This window comes from Methyloversatilis discipulorum (genome assembly GCF_018780585.1).
Taxonomy (GTDB): Bacteria; Pseudomonadota; Gammaproteobacteria; order Burkholderiales; family Rhodocyclaceae; genus Methyloversatilis; species Methyloversatilis discipulorum_B.
Window position 1 is genome coordinate 49,799 of the sequence record NZ_JADMJL010000027.1, and the last position, 14,977, is coordinate 64,775.

Consider the following 14,977-nt stretch of genomic DNA (forward strand, 5'->3'; position numbering starts at 1 on the left):
CAGCGGTGACGGGGTGAACAAATGAGTGCAGTACTACCGCCGGCGAGCGATCTGGGCGCGATGAGCGATGTGTCGAGCCGGCTGGCGTTCTTCAAGAACCTGCAGGGCGTGACGACCAAGATTCACGCCACCACCAACATCGACGAAATCATGCTTGAACTGTCGCAGGAAATTTCTGCGCTGTTCAACGCCGACCGCCTGACCATCTACGTGCTGGGCGACGACCGGTCGACCATCGTGTCCAAGGTCAAGACCGGTCTGAATTCGTTCAAGGATCTGCGCCTGCCGCTGACCGAGCAGTCGATCGCCGGCTTCGTCGGCATGAGCCGCAAGCTGCTCAACATCCGCGACGTCTACGACGAGGCCGAGCTGAGGTCGCATTCGTCCAGCCTGAAGTTCCTCGACGGCGTGGACAAGAAGACCGGCTACCGCACCAAGCAAATGCTGGTCGCGCCGATTCTCGACCCAGAGAAGAAGGATCTGCTGGGCGTGGTCCAGCTGATCAACAACAAGTCCGGCCAGCCCTTCTCGGCGCTGGCCGAAGAAGGCCTGCTGAGCATGGCGCACACGCTGGCAGTGGCTTTCCAGCAACGCAGCAAGCCGACGCACGTGGTCAAGTCGAAATACGACTATCTGGTCGTCGATGGCGTCATGTCGCCGCAGGAGTTCGACCTCGCCTCGCGCGCGGCGCGGCGCAAGGGCGTCGATGTCGAGGACGTGCTGGTACGCGATTTCCAGGTCAAGCAGCAGGCGATCGGTGCCTCGCTGTCGAAATTCTTCGGCGTCGCCTACGAGCCGTTCAAGCCCGAGCGAGTAAAACCCTTCGACCTGATCAGGAACCTGAAGCGCGAGTACCTCGAAGAGCAGCAATGGGTGCCCGTGGAGGACTCCAGCGAAGGCATCGTCGTCATTGCGCTCGACCCGGAGAAGGTGAAGGGTGCGCGCGTCGTCAACAACATCTTCCCGAAGGCCAAGCTGGTCTTTCGCGTCACCACCACGAAAGAATTCGTGCAGACGCTGGATCAGTTCTACGGGTCCACGATGGACGACACCAGTGTCGGCGACCTGCTGTCCGACATGCTGGAAGAGGACGAGGTGCACGACGCAGGTGGCGACGACGTCACGGCCGCTGCCGACAACGAACTGGTCCGGCTGGTGAACAAGATCATCATCGACGCCTACCAGCAGGGCGCATCCGACATCCACATCGAACCCCGCCCGGGCAAGGACAAGACCCAGGTGCGTTTCCGCAAGGACGGCACCTTGCACCCCTACATCGAGGTGCCGGCCAGCTACCGCAGCGCGCTGGTCACCCGCCTGAAGATCATGTGCGACCTCGACATTTCCGAGCGCCGCAAGCCGCAGGACGGCAAGATCAAGTTCCGCAAGTTCGGCCCGCTGGACATCGAACTGCGAGTGGCCACGATACCGTCGGCCGGCGGCGTCGAGGACGTGGTGATGCGTATCCTCGCCGCCGGCGAGCCGATACCGATCGACAAGCTGGGCGTACTGCCGCACAACCTGTCGCGACTGAAGGAAGCGGTGAGCAAGCCCTACGGCCTGTTCTTCGTATGCGGTCCGACCGGCTCCGGCAAGACGACTACGCTGCATTCCATCCTCAGCCACATCAACACGCCGGAAACCAAGATCTGGACCGCCGAGGATCCGGTCGAAATAACGCAGAAGGGCCTGCGTCAGGTACAGATCAACAAGAAGGCGGGGCTCGATTTCGCCGCCATCATGCGCGCGTTCCTGCGCGCCGATCCGGACGTGATCATGGTCGGTGAAATGCGCGACAAGGAAACCGTGGCCATCGGCATCGAAGCGTCGCTGACCGGTCACCTGGTGTTCTCGACGCTGCATACCAACAGTGCACCGGAATCCATCGTCCGCCTGCTCGACATGGGCATGGACCCGTTCAATTTTGCCGACGCGCTGCTCGGCGTCCTGGCCCAGCGGCTGGCCAAGCGTCTGTGTCCGAAGTGCAAGGAGGCCTATCACCCGGACGCCGCCGAAATGAAGCACTTCCTCGAAGAGTACTGCGAGGAGTTGCGCAATACCGCCGACTTCAAGGTCGACGCCGAAGGGGCGATGGATCGCGTGTTGAAGGACTGGATCAAGGCCTACGCCGACGACAAGGGGCGCTTCACGCTGTATCGGCCGAAGGGCTGCCCGGACTGCAGCAATACCGGCTACCGCGGCCGGCTGGGCCTGCACGAACTGATGCTCGGCACCGACCGCATCAAGAAGAACATCCAGGAACGCGAACGCGTCGCCACCATGCTCGCCACGGCACTGGAAGAGGGCATGCGTACGCTGAAGATGGACGGCATGGAAAAGGTGCTGTCCGGGCTGACCGACATGAAGCAGGTCCGCGCGGTCTGCATCAAGTAGCGCGCCGCGGCACATGGACAAGTTCGACGACCTGCTGCGGCGCTTCGAGGATCTCAACGAGATCGGCGCCGCACTGTCGAACGAACGCAATATCGAAGCGCTGCTCGAAAAGATACTGCTCGCCGCCAAGGCCATCACCCATGCCGACGGTGGCACGCTGTATCGAACCGACGAAAGTGGTGAGCATCTGCGCTTCGAAATCATGCGCACCGACTCGATCGGCATCGCGATGGGCGGCACCAGCGGCAAGCGGATCGTGTTTCCACCGCTGCCCCTGCATCTGCCGGGTGGCCAGCCGAATCTGTCCATGGTCGCCGCCTACTGCGCGCTGAACCGCTGTACCGTCAATATCGCCGACGCCTACGCGGCCGAAGGCTTCGACTTCTCGGGTACTCGCGCTTTTGATGCCCGCACCGGTTACCGTTCGACCAGTTTCCTGACCGTGCCGATGATGAACCACGAAGGTCGGGTCATCGGCGTGCTGCAACTGATCAACGCTGTCGACCCGGCGAGTGGCGTGGTGGGCGTGTTTTCCGATTCCGATCGCCGGCTGGCCGAGTCGCTTGCATCGCAGGCCGCCATTGCGCTGACCAACCGGCAACTGGTGAGCCAGCTCGAAGCGCTGTTCGAATCCTTCATCACGTTGATCAACAATGCGATCGACGAAAAATCGCCCTACACCGGTGGCCACTGCCAGCGTGTGCCGACGCTGACCATGATGCTGGCCGAGGCGGTCAACGACACGACCGAAGGCCCGCTGGCCGACTTCACGATGACCGACGCCGACCGCTACGAGCTGAAGATCGCCGGCCTGCTGCACGACTGCGGCAAGGTGACCACGCCGGTGCACGTGGTCGACAAGGCGACCAAGCTGCAGACCATATTCGACCGCATCCAGCTGGTCGACGCGCGCTTCGAACTGATACGGCGCGACATCGAACTCGCCACCCTGCGCCGGCAACTGGCGCTCGGGCCGGACCCGACGCCTGCCATGCGGGAACGGGTCGAGCGCGACGGTACCGATCTGCTCAATGAGGTCGAGGGCGACCGCACCTTCCTGCGCCAAGCGAATATCGGCTCGGAGCGCATGAGCGACGCTGACGTCGAGCGGGTGCACGCGATCGCACGGCGCTGGTCGTGGACCGACGCCCACGGCGTCGTCCATCCCTGCCTTAGCGCCGACGAGGTCGAGAACCTGACCATACGCGCCGGCACGCTGACCGGCGCAGAGCGCGAAATCATCAATTACCACATCGTTTCGACGATACGCATGCTCGAATCGCTGCCCTGGCCGCGCCACCTGACCAATGTGCCGGAGTACGCAGGTGGCCATCATGAACGGATGGACGGCAAGGGCTACCCGCGCGGTCTGACCCGCGAGCAGATGAGCGTGCAGGCCCGCGTGATGGGCATCGCCGACATCTTCGAAGCGCTGACCGCAAAGGACAGGCCGTACAAGCGGCCGATGAAGCTGTCCGAAGCGCTGCACATCCTCGGCAAGTTCCGCCTCAACGGCCACATCGACCCCGACCTGTTCGATGTGTTCGTCCGCCAGCAGGTCTACCTGCGCTACGCCGAGAAATTCCTGGACCCGGAACAGATCGACCACGTCGACCTTTCTGCCATTCCTGGCTACGCGGTGAACTGACGTTTTTTGTCACATGCTGCCGGTGAACGGCAGGACAAAAGCATCTGTGTCGAAACGTGTCTCGGCGCCCGGAACGAAAAACCCTTGTGTTTCAGCGAACTGTAAAAAAGTGCTAAAGCTGGCACCCGCCTTGCTCGATATCACCCTGAGCGCAGACGCGCCCGTTCCGTTCAATACAGGAGAGAGTGATGAAAAAGGTTCAGCAAGGTTTCACCCTGATCGAACTGATGATCGTGGTCGCGATCATCGGCATTCTGGCGGCGATCGCGATTCCGCAGTATCAGGACTACGTCACGCGAGCCCGCTGGACGGATAACATCAGTTCGGTTGGCGGAATTAAAGCTGCGATTGGTGAATGTGTTCAGCGAGAAGGGGCTGTGGCGTCGTGTGATACGGTTGGCGAACTCGGTTTGCCAGCTATCACCAACCCCGCAAATGGTACCGTCACGATTACCGCGGACACCGCGGCAATTCAGATTGCAGGGGCAAACCAACTTGCCGGTTGTACCGTAACTCTCACACCTGGGGCGCTGGGTGGAACCAATCTGACCTGGACGACGACGGTAAGTGGAACAATGAATGGAAATGCGTGCGGCAAGCGCCAGACGGGCCTTGGTACCTAACGCAATGCAGGTCGTTTCAAAAAAACTCCCGCTGGTCGGGAGTTTTTTTTTGGCATTCTCAATAGTGCCGTTTTTTCTTACCAGTCATCTCGATTGGTACTTTCATGACTTGTCTCGCATAGCGCAGGTTGTGTTGGTCTTGCTAATGTCGTTTTGTTCTTTTCGGGTGCCGAGACGAATATCGAATAAGTTTGTGGTGATATCACTTCTACTGTTGAGCGGTGTGGTCGGGGCCGGTCGCTGGGGAGCTATTGAGTCGCTCCACTTCATGGCGCTCATAGGGTGTGCTTGGATCTGGTTCTGTCGTCTAAGGGAGCGTCCAGAGCCCCAGTTGCCGAGCTTGCTGTTCGGTCTGTCAGCACTTTATCTTGTATTGGTCCTTTTGCCGCGATGGATGGCGTTTGCATCGGAAGTCTTTGTTTTTTATCCGAGCGATTTTTTTTCCGGTTTTGAGAATCCGCGTTTTTTCGGCCATTGGGTCACGTTAACGTTGCCCTTGATGGTCCACGTGGTTCTGCGCGAGGCGGACAAAACGAGGGAAATCCTGCGCCACGCATTGTGGGTGGTGGTGGCGATGTGGGTGGCTTTCGCCATCGCATCTGGAACGCGAGGGAGTTGGCTTGCCTTGGGTCTGGTCACAATGGCGCTACCTATGGTCGGACCGGCCGGCGCGCAATTGGCCCGCGGAACAATAGTGGCTGCGGTGTGCGGTTTGGTGATCTATCTTCTGATGTTTCTGGTGGTTCCTTTTTTAATGCAAGGAAGCGTAGCCCTCGTTGGTGTTGAGCGACTTTCTGAAGGCGCACAGTTATCGAGACGTGACGAACTCTGGTCTCTTTCGCTCAAGGGGATCGCTGCTCAGCCGTTTCTGGGGGCAGGTCCAATGATGTTCGCTGCAACCAATAATGGAGTGGGGGCGCACCCGCACAATGTCATTCTACAGTTGGCCTATGAATGGGGGCTGCCGCTCACGATCTTGCTCGTGTACGTCGTTTTTTGGGCAGGTTTGAGGCAGCTGAGCGTGTGTCGTCAGCACGGGAACCCTCTGCGTGCAGCTTTGCTTGCGTCGATCACGGGCGGCCTTATTCAAGCTCAACTCGATGGCATTCTTGTCATGCCATTCAGCCAGACGTTATTTGCCCTTTTATGTGCATGGCTTGGTTCTCTAACGCCGCGTGATCAGTACCTCGAAATGGACCGTGGCTTTGCGGTGCGAGCATTGTGTTGTGCTTGCGCCATCGCATTGGGAATACTGTGTCTGCCGGAATTGCAGGACCTCCGGAAGTGGGAAACGGCCACCCTTGACGAAATGGGGGCGTCTCAGTTCTTACCCCGATTCTGGGTACAAGGCGTGATCCCTGCTGACAGTCAGTCCAGACTGCTTACTGGTCAATAAGATCTGTCCCCAGGCAACAGCGCAGCACTTGCTGAGTTGCACCATCCCTTACGCGGTTGGTGATCCACCATATTGCCCCCTTCTTCACCGACCACTCCGCCTCCTCACCCGACAGCAACAGCGCCGCCACCCGCCCCAGCGTCGGCTGATGCCCCACCACCAGAACTGCCCCGCTGCCCGTCGGCCACTCGGTCGCCGCGATCAGGTCAGCGACCGACGCGTCGGTGCTCAGCAGCCGTGAGGTTTCGAAATCCAGTTCCAGTGCCTGCGCGGTCTGCTGGCAACGGGTGGCCGGGCTGACCAGGATGCGGGTGTTCTTCGGCAGGCGGGGTTTCAGCCAGGCGGCCATCTGCTTGGCCTGCTTCTCGCCGCGCGCGGAGAGCTTGCGGCTGGCGTCGGGTACGGTGTCGAGCGCTTCGGCGTGGCGCCACAGGATCAGTTCCATCGATGTCTCCTCGTGTTCTTGTCGGGCGCGCGCAGTGTGGTGAGGCGACGTGACGGATGCATGACACGAAGCTCCGGATTCAGCGCGGGCGAGGCATGCGCTCCAGGCGCTTGAGCAGCTTTGGCGCCTCGTCAACGATTTTCCGGTAGCGCGGCATGTGATGGGCGGCGATCTGCGCGACCGCAGCGAGCCGGGCCGGGTCGCTGCCGGCGGCGGCCAGCAGGCGCGGGCCGGCCTGGCTGAGATCGTTGATGAAACCCAGTTGCTCCTGCGCGGCCGCCAGTGTTTCGAGCGCGCGCCGGGCGCGATTGGCGTGCAGCAGCGGCAGGTTGAATTCGAGCGCGTAGCGCAGCCGCTTCACGTCGATGCGCAGCGCGTGCAGCGCGGCGATGTCGCCCGATCTCGCCAGACGGGCGGCGGCAATCATGCGGGTATGGGCGCGCGCAAGACGCTTTCTGGCGAGGGCGGCCAGCGTCGGCGCGTCCGGCCGTTCGTCGAGCCGGTGCAGCACGTCGAGCAGCGCGATCATCAGTCGCGCCTGCCGACCGTCCTGCAAGGCACGGATGACGCGCTCGCGCACTTCGCTGCGAATGGCATGCAGCGTGCGGGCGAGCTCGTTCAGCTCTGGCGTGGCTGTCGTCCCGAGCAGCGGCGCCACCAGTTCGGACTGCAGTACGTCGCGGTCACGCAACTCGCCCAGTTCGCACGCCAGCGCACGCAGGTGCTGCGCAAGGTCGTCGGCGCTGCCGTCCGGCAACGCGGGCGCGAACACACGCAACGCGCTGCGCAGCCGGCGCAGCGCGACGCGCATCTGGTGGATGAATTCCGGCGCATCGCCGTGCAGCGCGCCGTGTTCGTTCGCCTGGTAGTGGGCGATGCAGTCCAGCGCGACAGCACGGAAGGCGTCCGCGGCCGAGCCCTCCGGGTCTATCGGCGAGCGGCCGGCGCGCACCGGCTCGAGGGCGGCGCCGGTCATCAGGTCATAGCCGCGTTGCGCCTTGCTGCGCGACTCGGCGCGCAGCGGCAGCGTTGCTGCGAGACGGGCGGCGAAATCGAGCAGGGTGTCGACCGGGGCACCGGCCAGTTCGAGTTCGAGTTCGGAAATGGTTTCGCGGCGCTCGCCGGCGATGATGTGACCGCGATCGGCCATCAGCAGCAGTTCACCGCCGCCAGCGCGGAAGCGCCATTCGCGCCGTTCGAAGGTGGTGTCGAACACGGTGATGAGCACGCCGCGGTCGCGCAGCGTTTCGAGTTCCGTCCGCAGTGCGGGGTCGTCGATGGCCGAGAAATCGAAGTGCCCGCTGAAGGGCTGTTCCCATTCCGGGCGCGAGGACAGCCCTGCGCGCGATGCGCTGGCGCACTTCACTGTCTGCAGCCAGCGCCGCCCAGCGCGACGCAGGCGCAGCGCGACGCGCTGGCGCCGCAGTGCGAGATCGGGGGTGTCGAAATAGAGGTTGCGCAGCGTCTGCGTGTGCGGATGCGCGATTGCTTCGCGCAGCAGCGGGTGGCGGGAGAATGCGCGCCAGCCGGCGTCGGCCATCGCCAGTTTGAGTTCGATTTCCTGGGCCATCGTTTCCGTGCCTGAGCGGGGTCCTGTGCCCGCGACCGGGCCGATGGTAGAACGAAAGCGGTGTTCTTCGTCACCTCGACCCGGCTGCACGTCGAGGTGCTGGCGATTCCAGCCCCGCCTTGCTCCGAGCGGCGCCTGTGCCGACCGGCTTCAGTCGGCCGTCCAGTGCCCTGACTTGCCGCCGGCCTTCTCCAGCAGACGGATGTCGCCGATGCGCATGCCGCGGTCGACCGCCTTGCACATATCGTAGATGGTGAGCAGTGCGACGCTGGCGGCGGTCAGTGCTTCCATCTCGACGCCGGTCTGGCCGGTGGTGCGGGCGGTGACTTCGCACAGCACCCGGCTCGTCGCCTCGTCAAGCGTGAACTCGACGCTCACCTTGGTCAGGGCGATCGGATGGCACAGCGGGATCAGATCGGAGGTGCGCTTCGATGCCTGGATGCCGGCGATGCGCGCGACACCGAGCACATCGCCCTTTTTTGCATTACCGTCGCGTACCAGCGCGAAGGTGGCCGGCTGCATCGTGATCGAGCCAGCAGCACGCGCCACGCGCGCGGTGTGCGCCTTGTCGCCGACGTCGACCATGTGGGCCTGGCCCTGGGCGTCGAAATGGGTCAGCGGAGACCGCGGGGTCTGGGAGTCGTCGGCGCTCATCGTGTCATTGCGGACGGGTGGGGTGGGGGGATGTTCAACTCGAGCCAGTAGCGGGCGAGCAGGGTGAGCGTTTCGGAAAAACTGACGAAATCAAGCGACTTGCGCACGAAGCTGTTGGCGCCGAGTTGCGCGGCGGTGCGGATATCGCGCTGCTGCGACGATGCCGACACCATGACCACCGGCAGCACGTGCGTCTGCGGGTCGGCCCGCACCTGTCGCAGCACCTCAAGCCCGTCGATGCGCGGCAGCGTCAGATCCAGCATCACCAGCGCCGGCTGGTAACGTGTGTCGCGCCCGACGAAGGCTCCGCGCCCGAACAGATAGTCCAGTCCTTCCTCACCGGAGGCGGCGATCTGGATCTGCTCGCTCGGCACGATGTTACGCAGCGCCGTGGTGATGAGCTTCACGTCTTCGGGTACATCTTCAATCAGCAGCAGGGCGTGCGAACCAACCGGAATCGACGACATCGGAGACGTAGGCGTTGAGTGGTGAGAGGACCGGCCAGGCCGGCTACCATGTCGGTCGTCGCGCTGCGCCGGCCGGACCTTCTGTGCTGCCGTTCTTGTTGCGCCGCCTCTGTTTGCGGGGCAGCGTCACACGCGGTAACGGATCGCTGACGAATGCTCACCTGCTGCCGAACGACCGTTCACGCCTGCCCGTTATCATAGCATCGCCATGAGTCACTTCCTGTCCTCCCGCCGGCTGCGCAAGGCGGTCGCCGTGCTGCTTCTGCTGCCGCTTGCCGCGCCAGCCAATACGTTGCCCGATCTGGGCGACGTCGCCCAGGCTGATCTGCCGCCGTCGCTCGAACGTCGCATCGGCGAATCGCTGTGGCGCGACATGCGGGTGCGCGAGCGCAGCTACATCAACGATCCGGAGATCAACGGCTACCTGAACCAGCTGGCCGACCGACTGGTGTCCAAGTTGCCGGATTCGACACAGAGCTTCGAACTGTTCGCGCTCCGCGACCCGACGCTGAACGCCTTCGCCTGGCCCGGCGGTTTCATCGGCGTGCATACGGGCCTCATCGTCGCCGCGCAGAGCGAATCCGAACTTGCTTCGGTGATCGCGCACGAAATTTCGCACGTGACGCAGCGGCACATCGCACGGCTGTATTCCAAGCGTGGCGAAATGAGCGTCATCGCGATCGCCTCGCTCATCATCGCGGCGCTTGCCGCACGCGGCAACTCGCAGGCAGCGCAGGCTGCGCTGGTCGGCGGTCAGGCGGCGAACATCGCAACCCAGCTTGCCTATACGCGCGACTTCGAACGCGAAGCGGACCGTATCGGCATCCAGATGCTGGACGGCGCCGGCTTCGACACGCGCGGCATGGCAGCCTTCTTCGAGCGCATGCAGCGCTCGGTGCGCTTCTACGAAGCGAATTCGCCGGCCTACCTGCGCACCCACCCGCTGACTACCGAGCGTATCGCCGACGCGGCTGCGCGCATCCAGCAGACCGCCTACCGGCAGGTGCCGGACAGCATCGATTTCCTGCTGGTGCGCGCCAAGCTGCGTGCCTACGATGGTGATGCGCGCGAGGCGATGGCCGAGTTCGAGAGCCGGCTGCGCGATGTCCAGGGCAACGCGCGCGTCGCCGCGCGCTTCGGCCTGGCGCACGCGGCACTGCGCTTGCGCGATTTCAAGCGCGCGCAGCAGGAACTCGATGGCTTGCGCGCCGACGGCTTTGCGTCGTCGATGCTCGACAACCTGGGCGGGCGCATCAGCCTGGACGCCGGTCGCCCGGCCGAGGCTGTCGAGCGCTTCCGTGACGGACTGAGCCGATCCGCGCGTTCGCGCGCGCTGCTGTATGGACTGATCGAGGCGCTGCTGGCCGACAATCGTCCGGACGAGGCGCTGACGGTCGTCAATGGCGAGGTGTCCGTCACTACCCAGGACCCACAGCTCTACCAGTACCAGGCGCGGACCTATGCGCTGCTCGGCAAGCGCCTGGCGCAGCACCGTGCGCAGGCCGAGGCCTATGTGCTGAATGGGCAGTATCAGGCCGCCATCGAACAGCTCGAACTGGCCCAGCGCGCTGCCGACGGGGATTTCTACCAGCAGTCTGCGGTCGATGCGCGGCTGCGCGAACTGCGCGAGCGGCTCGCCGAGCAGCGGCGCGACGGCATGTAGGCGGCCAGGCGGATGACGACCGGGCGCCCGGACTCGAAGCCGTGGCGTTGATCCCCGCCGCGACAGCGGGTATAAACGCCGCTCCAAGCACGGGGTGAAACATGGAATTCGACAAGGAACTGGATGCGCGTGGCCTGAACTGTCCGCTGCCCATCCTGCGCACCAAGAAAGCGCTGTCTGAACTGAGCAGCGGTCAGGTGCTGCGCGTGGTGGCGACCGATCCCGGCGCGGTGCGCGATTTCGAGGCGTTCGCGCGGCAGACGGGCAACACCCTGCTCGACAGCGGCGAAGCGAACAAGGAATTCTTCTTCCTGCTGCGACGCAAGTAAGCGCAGCGGCCGGCGCCAGAACAACGGGGGGAAACATGATCCGTCTTTTCCAGTTTCCCCCGGCGATGGGCCTGCCCAATGCGAGCGGCTTCTGCCTGAAGCTCGAAACCTGGCTGCGCATGGCCGGGCTGCCCTACGAGAACGTCTACACGATGAATCTGGGCAAGGCGCCCAAAGGCAAGCTGCCGCACATCATCGACGACGATGGCACCGTGCTCGCGGACAGCGGGCTCATCATCGATCACCTGAAACGGCGCCACGGTGTGGCGCTGGACGACCACCTCGACCGCAACCAGCGCGCGCAATCGCTGATGCTCCAGCGCACGCTGGAGGAACACGCCTACTGGTGCGTGCTCCATTTCCGCTGGGCCGACGACCGTTACTGGCCGGCCACGCGCGACGCCTTTTTCGGTGGCATGGGGGCGCCGTACAAGTGGTTCGTGCCGGCGCTCGCGCGCGGCGGCATGGTGAAGCAGGTGAAGGCGGCGGGTGTGGGCCGGCATACCGCCGACGAAATCACCGAAATGGGCATGCGCGACATCGACGCCGTCGCCACCGTGCTCGGCGACAAACCTTTCGTGTTCGGCGAGCCCTCCAGCATCGACGCGACCGCCTACGGCATGTTGGCGAACGTCGTATTCGTCGATGTGGACATTCCGTTCAAGCGGCTGATCGAGCGCGACTATCCGTCCATCGTGCGCTACTGCGAGCGGATGAGGGAGGTTTATTGGAGGGGCTAGGGGGCAGGGGCTAGGGGTCAGGGACTGGGGACTAGAAAAGTCTCCGGGCGGCTTTGCCGCCCGCAATCCGCTAGCCCCAAACCCCTAGCCCCCAGCCCCTCGCGTCACCCCAACCGCCCCAGCTGCTCTTCCAGCTTGACCAGCAGATCGCCGAAATCGGCGAGGCGCTTGCGCTCCTGATCGACCACGGCGGCCGGGGCGCGGCCGACGAAGCTCTCGTTGCCGAGCTTGGCTTCGCATTTCGCGATCTCGCCCTTGACGCGGGCAATCTCCTTGCCGACGCGTTCGCGCTCGGCAGCGACGTCGATCTCGATCTTCAGCATCAGACGGAAATCGCCCACCACCTGCACCGGCGCCGGCGAATCGGGCAGCGCATCGCCCACCGCCTGCACTTCGCTGAGCTTGGCGAGCGCGGCCAGGTAGGGCGCATAGCCACGGATCGCCTCGGTTTTGCCGGCGGCCAGCAGCGGCACCTTGGTCGCCGGCGACACGCCCATTTCGCCACGCAGGCTGCGGCAGGCGTCGATCATGGTCTTCAGTTCCGCCACCCAGGCGTCGGCGGTCGCGTCGATGCGGCTCAGATTGGCCTGCGGGTAGCGCACCAGCTGGATTGACTCGCCGTCCTTGCGATCGGCCAGCGGGGCCACCGTCTGCCACAGCTCTTCGGTGATGAAGGGAATGAGCGGGTGAGCCAGACGCAGCACGGTTTCGAGCACGCGTAGCAGCGTGCGACGGGTGGCGCGCTGCTGGGCCGGTGTGCCGTTCTGGATCTGCACCTTGGCCAGTTCAAGATACCAGTCGCAGTACTCGTCCCAGACGAAACGGTAGATCGCCTGCGCCACCAGGTCGAAGCGGTAGTCGCCGAACTGCTTCTCGACTTCGGCCTCGACCCGCTGCAGCTCGCTGACGATCCACAGGTCGGGCGCCTGGAAGTGCAGCGGGCCGTCCGGGCCGCAGTCTTCGTTGCACGGCGCCATGCCGCAGTCCTGGCCTTCGCAGTTCATCAGCACGAAGCGGGTGGCGTTCCACAGCTTGTTGCAGAAGTTGCGGTAGCCCTCGCAGCGCTGCATGTCGAACTTGATGTCGCGGCCGGGGCTGGCGAGCGAGGCGAAGGTGAAGCGCAGCGCGTCAGTGCCGAAGGCGGGGATGCCGTCCGGAAACTCCTTGCGCGTGCGCTTTTCGATCTGCTCCGCCTGCTTCGGGTTCATCAAGCCGGTGGTGCGTTTCTTCACCAGCTCGTCGAGCGCGATGCCGTCGATCAGGTCGATCGGGTCCAGCACGTTGCCCTTGGACTTCGACATTTTCTGGCCTTCCGCGTCGCGGATCAGGCCATGCACATAGACGTCGCGGAACGGAATCCGGCCGGTGATGTGGGTGGTCATCATGACCATGCGTGCCACCCAGAAGAAGATGATGTCGAAACCGGTCACCAGCACCGACGACGGCAGGTAGAGGTCGAGTGCGGGATTGCTCTTCTCCGGGTTGCCCGGCTCCCAGTCCGGTGTCCAGTCCAGCGTCGAGAAGGGCCACAGCGCCGACGAATACCAGGTGTCGAGCACGTCCTCGTCGCGCTTGAGCAGCGGCAGGTTTTCCTTGATCGCGTAGTTGCGGCCGACCTCGGGCAGCGTGTCGCCGGACATTTCGCGCGCCATTGCGGTGGCGACGGCGAGGCGCTTCAGGTCCGGGTTCGATTGCGCGAGGTGCTCGAAATACTTCTGGTAGGCCTCGGCCTCGGAATGCGCGACGAACACGTTGCCCTGCTCGTCATACCAGGCCGGAATCTGGTGGCCCCACCACAGCTGGCGCGAGATGCACCAGTCCTGGATGTTGTTCAGCCACTGGTTGTAGGTGTTCACCCAGTTTTCCGGGTGGAAGCGGATCTCGCCGTTTGCCACCACGTCGAGCGCCTTCTGCGTGATGCTCTTGCCGTCCCTGCCCGGCTTGCTCATCGCGACGAACCACTGGTCGGTCAGCATGGGCTCGATCACGGCATTGGTGCGGTCGCCGCGCGGCACTTTCAGCGTGTGCTTGTCGGTCTTCTCCAGCAGGCCGGCTGCTTCGAGGTCGGCGACGATGGCCTTGCGCGCGGCAAAGCGGTCGAGGCCGCGATATTTCTCCGGCGCGTTATCGTTGATCTTCGCATCCAGCGTCAGGATGGAAATCATGGTGAGACCATGACGCTGGCCGACCGCGTAGTCGTTGAAATCGTGCGCCGGGGTCACCTTGACCACGCCGGTGCCGAATTCGCGATCGACGTAGCTGTCGGCGATGACCGGAATCTCCCGGTCGGTCAGCGGCAGCTTCACCGTCTTGCCGATCAGCGCGCTGTAGCGTTCGTCCTCCGGATGCACCATGACGGCGACGTCGCCCAGCATGGTTTCGGGACGGGTCGTGGCCACGGTCAGATGCCCGGAACCATCGGCCAGCGGATAGCGGATGTGCCACAGCGAACCGGCTTCCTCTTCCTGCACCACTTCGAGGTCGGACACCGCGGTGCCCAGCACCGGGTCCCAGTTCACGAGGCGCTTGCCGCGGTAGATCAGACCTTCTTCATGCAGGCGGACGAAGGTTTCGGTGACGATCTTCGACAGGCCTTCGTCCATCGTGAAGCGTTCGCGCGTCCAGTCGGGCGAGGTGCCCAGGCGGCGCATCTGGCGCGTGATGGTCGAGCCGGAAAATTCCTTCCACTCCCACACCTTCTTCACGAACACCTCGCGGCCGAGGTCGTGGCGCGAAATGCCCTGGGCGTCGAGTTGGCGCTCGACCACGATCTGGGTCGCGATGCCCGCGTGGTCGGTGCCCGGCTGCCACAGCGTGTTGTCGCCGCGCATGCGGTGGTAGCGCGTGAGCGCATCCATCAGGGTCTGGTTGAAACCGTGGCCCATGTGCAGCGTGCCGGTGACGTTCGGCGGCGGCAGCAGGATGCAGAAGTTGGGCTTGTTCGGGGTGTCGGTGTCCAGGCCGGCAGCGAAATAGCCGCGCGATTCCCACTCGGGGTACCAGCGGCGCTCGATGTCGGCCGGTTCGAAGCTCTTGGCCAGCGTCATG

The 14,977-nt window shown here is 63.8% G+C and carries 12 protein-coding genes; 7 read left to right on the forward strand and 5 right to left on the reverse strand.

What is annotated here, in order from left to right; all coding sequences use genetic code 11:
• Positions 1-21: 21 nt before the first annotated feature.
• The 4 genes from IV112_RS13220 to IV112_RS13240 all read left to right on the forward strand — a co-directional run bounded on the left by IV112_RS13220 (position 22) and on the right by IV112_RS13240 (position 6,061).
• Positions 22-2,394 carry a GspE/PulE family protein gene (locus IV112_RS13220; RefSeq protein WP_304004008.1) on the forward strand — a complete coding sequence of 791 codons (2,373 nt, stop codon included), beginning with the start codon at positions 22-24 and terminating at the stop codon, positions 2,392-2,394.
• A gap of 13 nt (positions 2,395-2,407) precedes the next feature.
• Positions 2,408-4,042: an HD family phosphohydrolase gene (locus tag IV112_RS13225; RefSeq protein ID WP_304004009.1), complete on the forward strand. Its 1,635-nt coding sequence runs from the start codon at positions 2,408-2,410 to the stop codon at positions 4,040-4,042.
• A gap of 188 nt (positions 4,043-4,230) precedes the next feature.
• Complete coding sequence (locus IV112_RS13235; RefSeq protein ID WP_368500491.1) at positions 4,231-4,665, forward strand: pilin; 435 nt, start codon at positions 4,231-4,233, stop codon at positions 4,663-4,665.
• Between the two features lie 331 nt (positions 4,666-4,996).
• Positions 4,997-6,061 (forward strand): O-antigen ligase family protein, encoded by a 1,065-nt coding sequence (locus tag IV112_RS13240; RefSeq protein ID WP_304004011.1) that lies wholly within the window; start codon positions 4,997-4,999, stop codon positions 6,059-6,061.
• Here the strand turns inward: IV112_RS13240 and IV112_RS13245 are convergent.
• The 4 genes from IV112_RS13245 to IV112_RS13260 form a co-directional block, all read right to left on the reverse strand.
• Positions 6,048-6,506, reverse strand: a complete 459-nt coding sequence (locus IV112_RS13245; RefSeq protein WP_304004013.1) for a SixA phosphatase family protein — start codon at positions 6,504-6,506, stop codon at positions 6,048-6,050. The two genes, IV112_RS13240 and IV112_RS13245, sit on opposite strands and share 14 nt — an antisense overlap.
• 79 nt (positions 6,507-6,585) lie before the next feature.
• Positions 6,586-8,076 carry a CYTH and CHAD domain-containing protein gene (locus tag IV112_RS13250; RefSeq protein WP_304004016.1) on the reverse strand — a complete coding sequence of 497 codons (1,491 nt, stop codon included), beginning with the start codon at positions 8,074-8,076 and terminating at the stop codon, positions 6,586-6,588.
• A gap of 150 nt (positions 8,077-8,226) precedes the next feature.
• Positions 8,227-8,730: a cyclic pyranopterin monophosphate synthase MoaC gene (gene moaC / locus IV112_RS13255; RefSeq protein ID WP_304004018.1), complete on the reverse strand. Its 504-nt coding sequence runs from the start codon at positions 8,728-8,730 to the stop codon at positions 8,227-8,229.
• Entirely contained in the window at positions 8,727-9,197 is a 471-nt protein-coding gene (locus IV112_RS13260) for a response regulator (protein WP_304004020.1), read from the reverse strand. Before IV112_RS13260 ends, moaC begins: the two co-directional genes overlap by 4 nt.
• Positions 9,198-9,405: 208 nt before the next feature.
• Here IV112_RS13260 and IV112_RS13265 point away from each other — a divergent pair, with 208 nt between their 5' ends.
• The 3 genes from IV112_RS13265 to IV112_RS13275 all read left to right on the forward strand — a co-directional run bounded on the left by IV112_RS13265 (position 9,406) and on the right by IV112_RS13275 (position 11,929).
• Entirely contained in the window at positions 9,406-10,860 is a 1,455-nt protein-coding gene (locus IV112_RS13265; RefSeq protein WP_304004021.1) for a M48 family metalloprotease, read from the forward strand.
• A 101-nt stretch (positions 10,861-10,961) separates the two neighbouring features.
• Entirely contained in the window at positions 10,962-11,189 is a 228-nt protein-coding gene (locus tag IV112_RS13270) for a sulfurtransferase TusA family protein (RefSeq protein WP_019919427.1), read from the forward strand.
• Between the two features lie 35 nt (positions 11,190-11,224).
• A complete protein-coding gene (locus IV112_RS13275) occupies positions 11,225-11,929 on the forward strand; it encodes a glutathione S-transferase family protein (protein ID WP_304004024.1) in 705 nt (234 codons plus the stop codon).
• 104 nt (positions 11,930-12,033) lie between these two features.
• Here the strand turns inward: IV112_RS13275 and IV112_RS13280 are convergent, their stop codons facing one another.
• Complete coding sequence (locus IV112_RS13280; RefSeq protein ID WP_304004025.1) at positions 12,034-14,976, reverse strand: valine--tRNA ligase; 2,943 nt, start codon at positions 14,974-14,976, stop codon at positions 12,034-12,036.
• Position 14,977 lies beyond the last annotated feature (1 nt).

Excerpts from the sequence above, each read along its gene's own strand:
- IV112_RS13220 (WP_304004008.1), top strand. The coding sequence starts at position 22 with ATGAGTGCAGTACTACCGCCGGCGAGCGATCTGGGCGCGATGAGCGAT.
- IV112_RS13225 (WP_304004009.1), top strand. The coding sequence starts at position 2,408 with ATGGACAAGTTCGACGACCTGCTGCGGCGCTTCGAGGATCTCAACGAG.
- IV112_RS13235 (WP_368500491.1), top strand. The coding sequence starts at position 4,231 with ATGAAAAAGGTTCAGCAAGGTTTCACCCTGATCGAACTGATGATCGTG.
- IV112_RS13245 (WP_304004013.1), bottom strand. The coding sequence starts at position 6,506 with ATGGAACTGATCCTGTGGCGCCACGCCGAAGCGCTCGACACCGTACCC.
- IV112_RS13250 (WP_304004016.1), bottom strand. The coding sequence starts at position 8,076 with ATGGCCCAGGAAATCGAACTCAAACTGGCGATGGCCGACGCCGGCTGG.
- moaC (WP_304004018.1), bottom strand. The coding sequence starts at position 8,730 with ATGAGCGCCGACGACTCCCAGACCCCGCGGTCTCCGCTGACCCATTTC.
- IV112_RS13260 (WP_304004020.1), bottom strand. The coding sequence starts at position 9,197 with ATGTCGTCGATTCCGGTTGGTTCGCACGCCCTGCTGCTGATTGAAGAT.
- IV112_RS13265 (WP_304004021.1), top strand. The coding sequence starts at position 9,406 with ATGAGTCACTTCCTGTCCTCCCGCCGGCTGCGCAAGGCGGTCGCCGTG.
- IV112_RS13270 (WP_019919427.1), top strand. The coding sequence starts at position 10,962 with ATGGAATTCGACAAGGAACTGGATGCGCGTGGCCTGAACTGTCCGCTG.
- IV112_RS13275 (WP_304004024.1), top strand. The coding sequence starts at position 11,225 with ATGATCCGTCTTTTCCAGTTTCCCCCGGCGATGGGCCTGCCCAATGCG.
- IV112_RS13280 (WP_304004025.1), bottom strand. The coding sequence starts at position 14,976 with ATGACGCTGGCCAAGAGCTTCGAACCGGCCGACATCGAGCGCCGCTGG.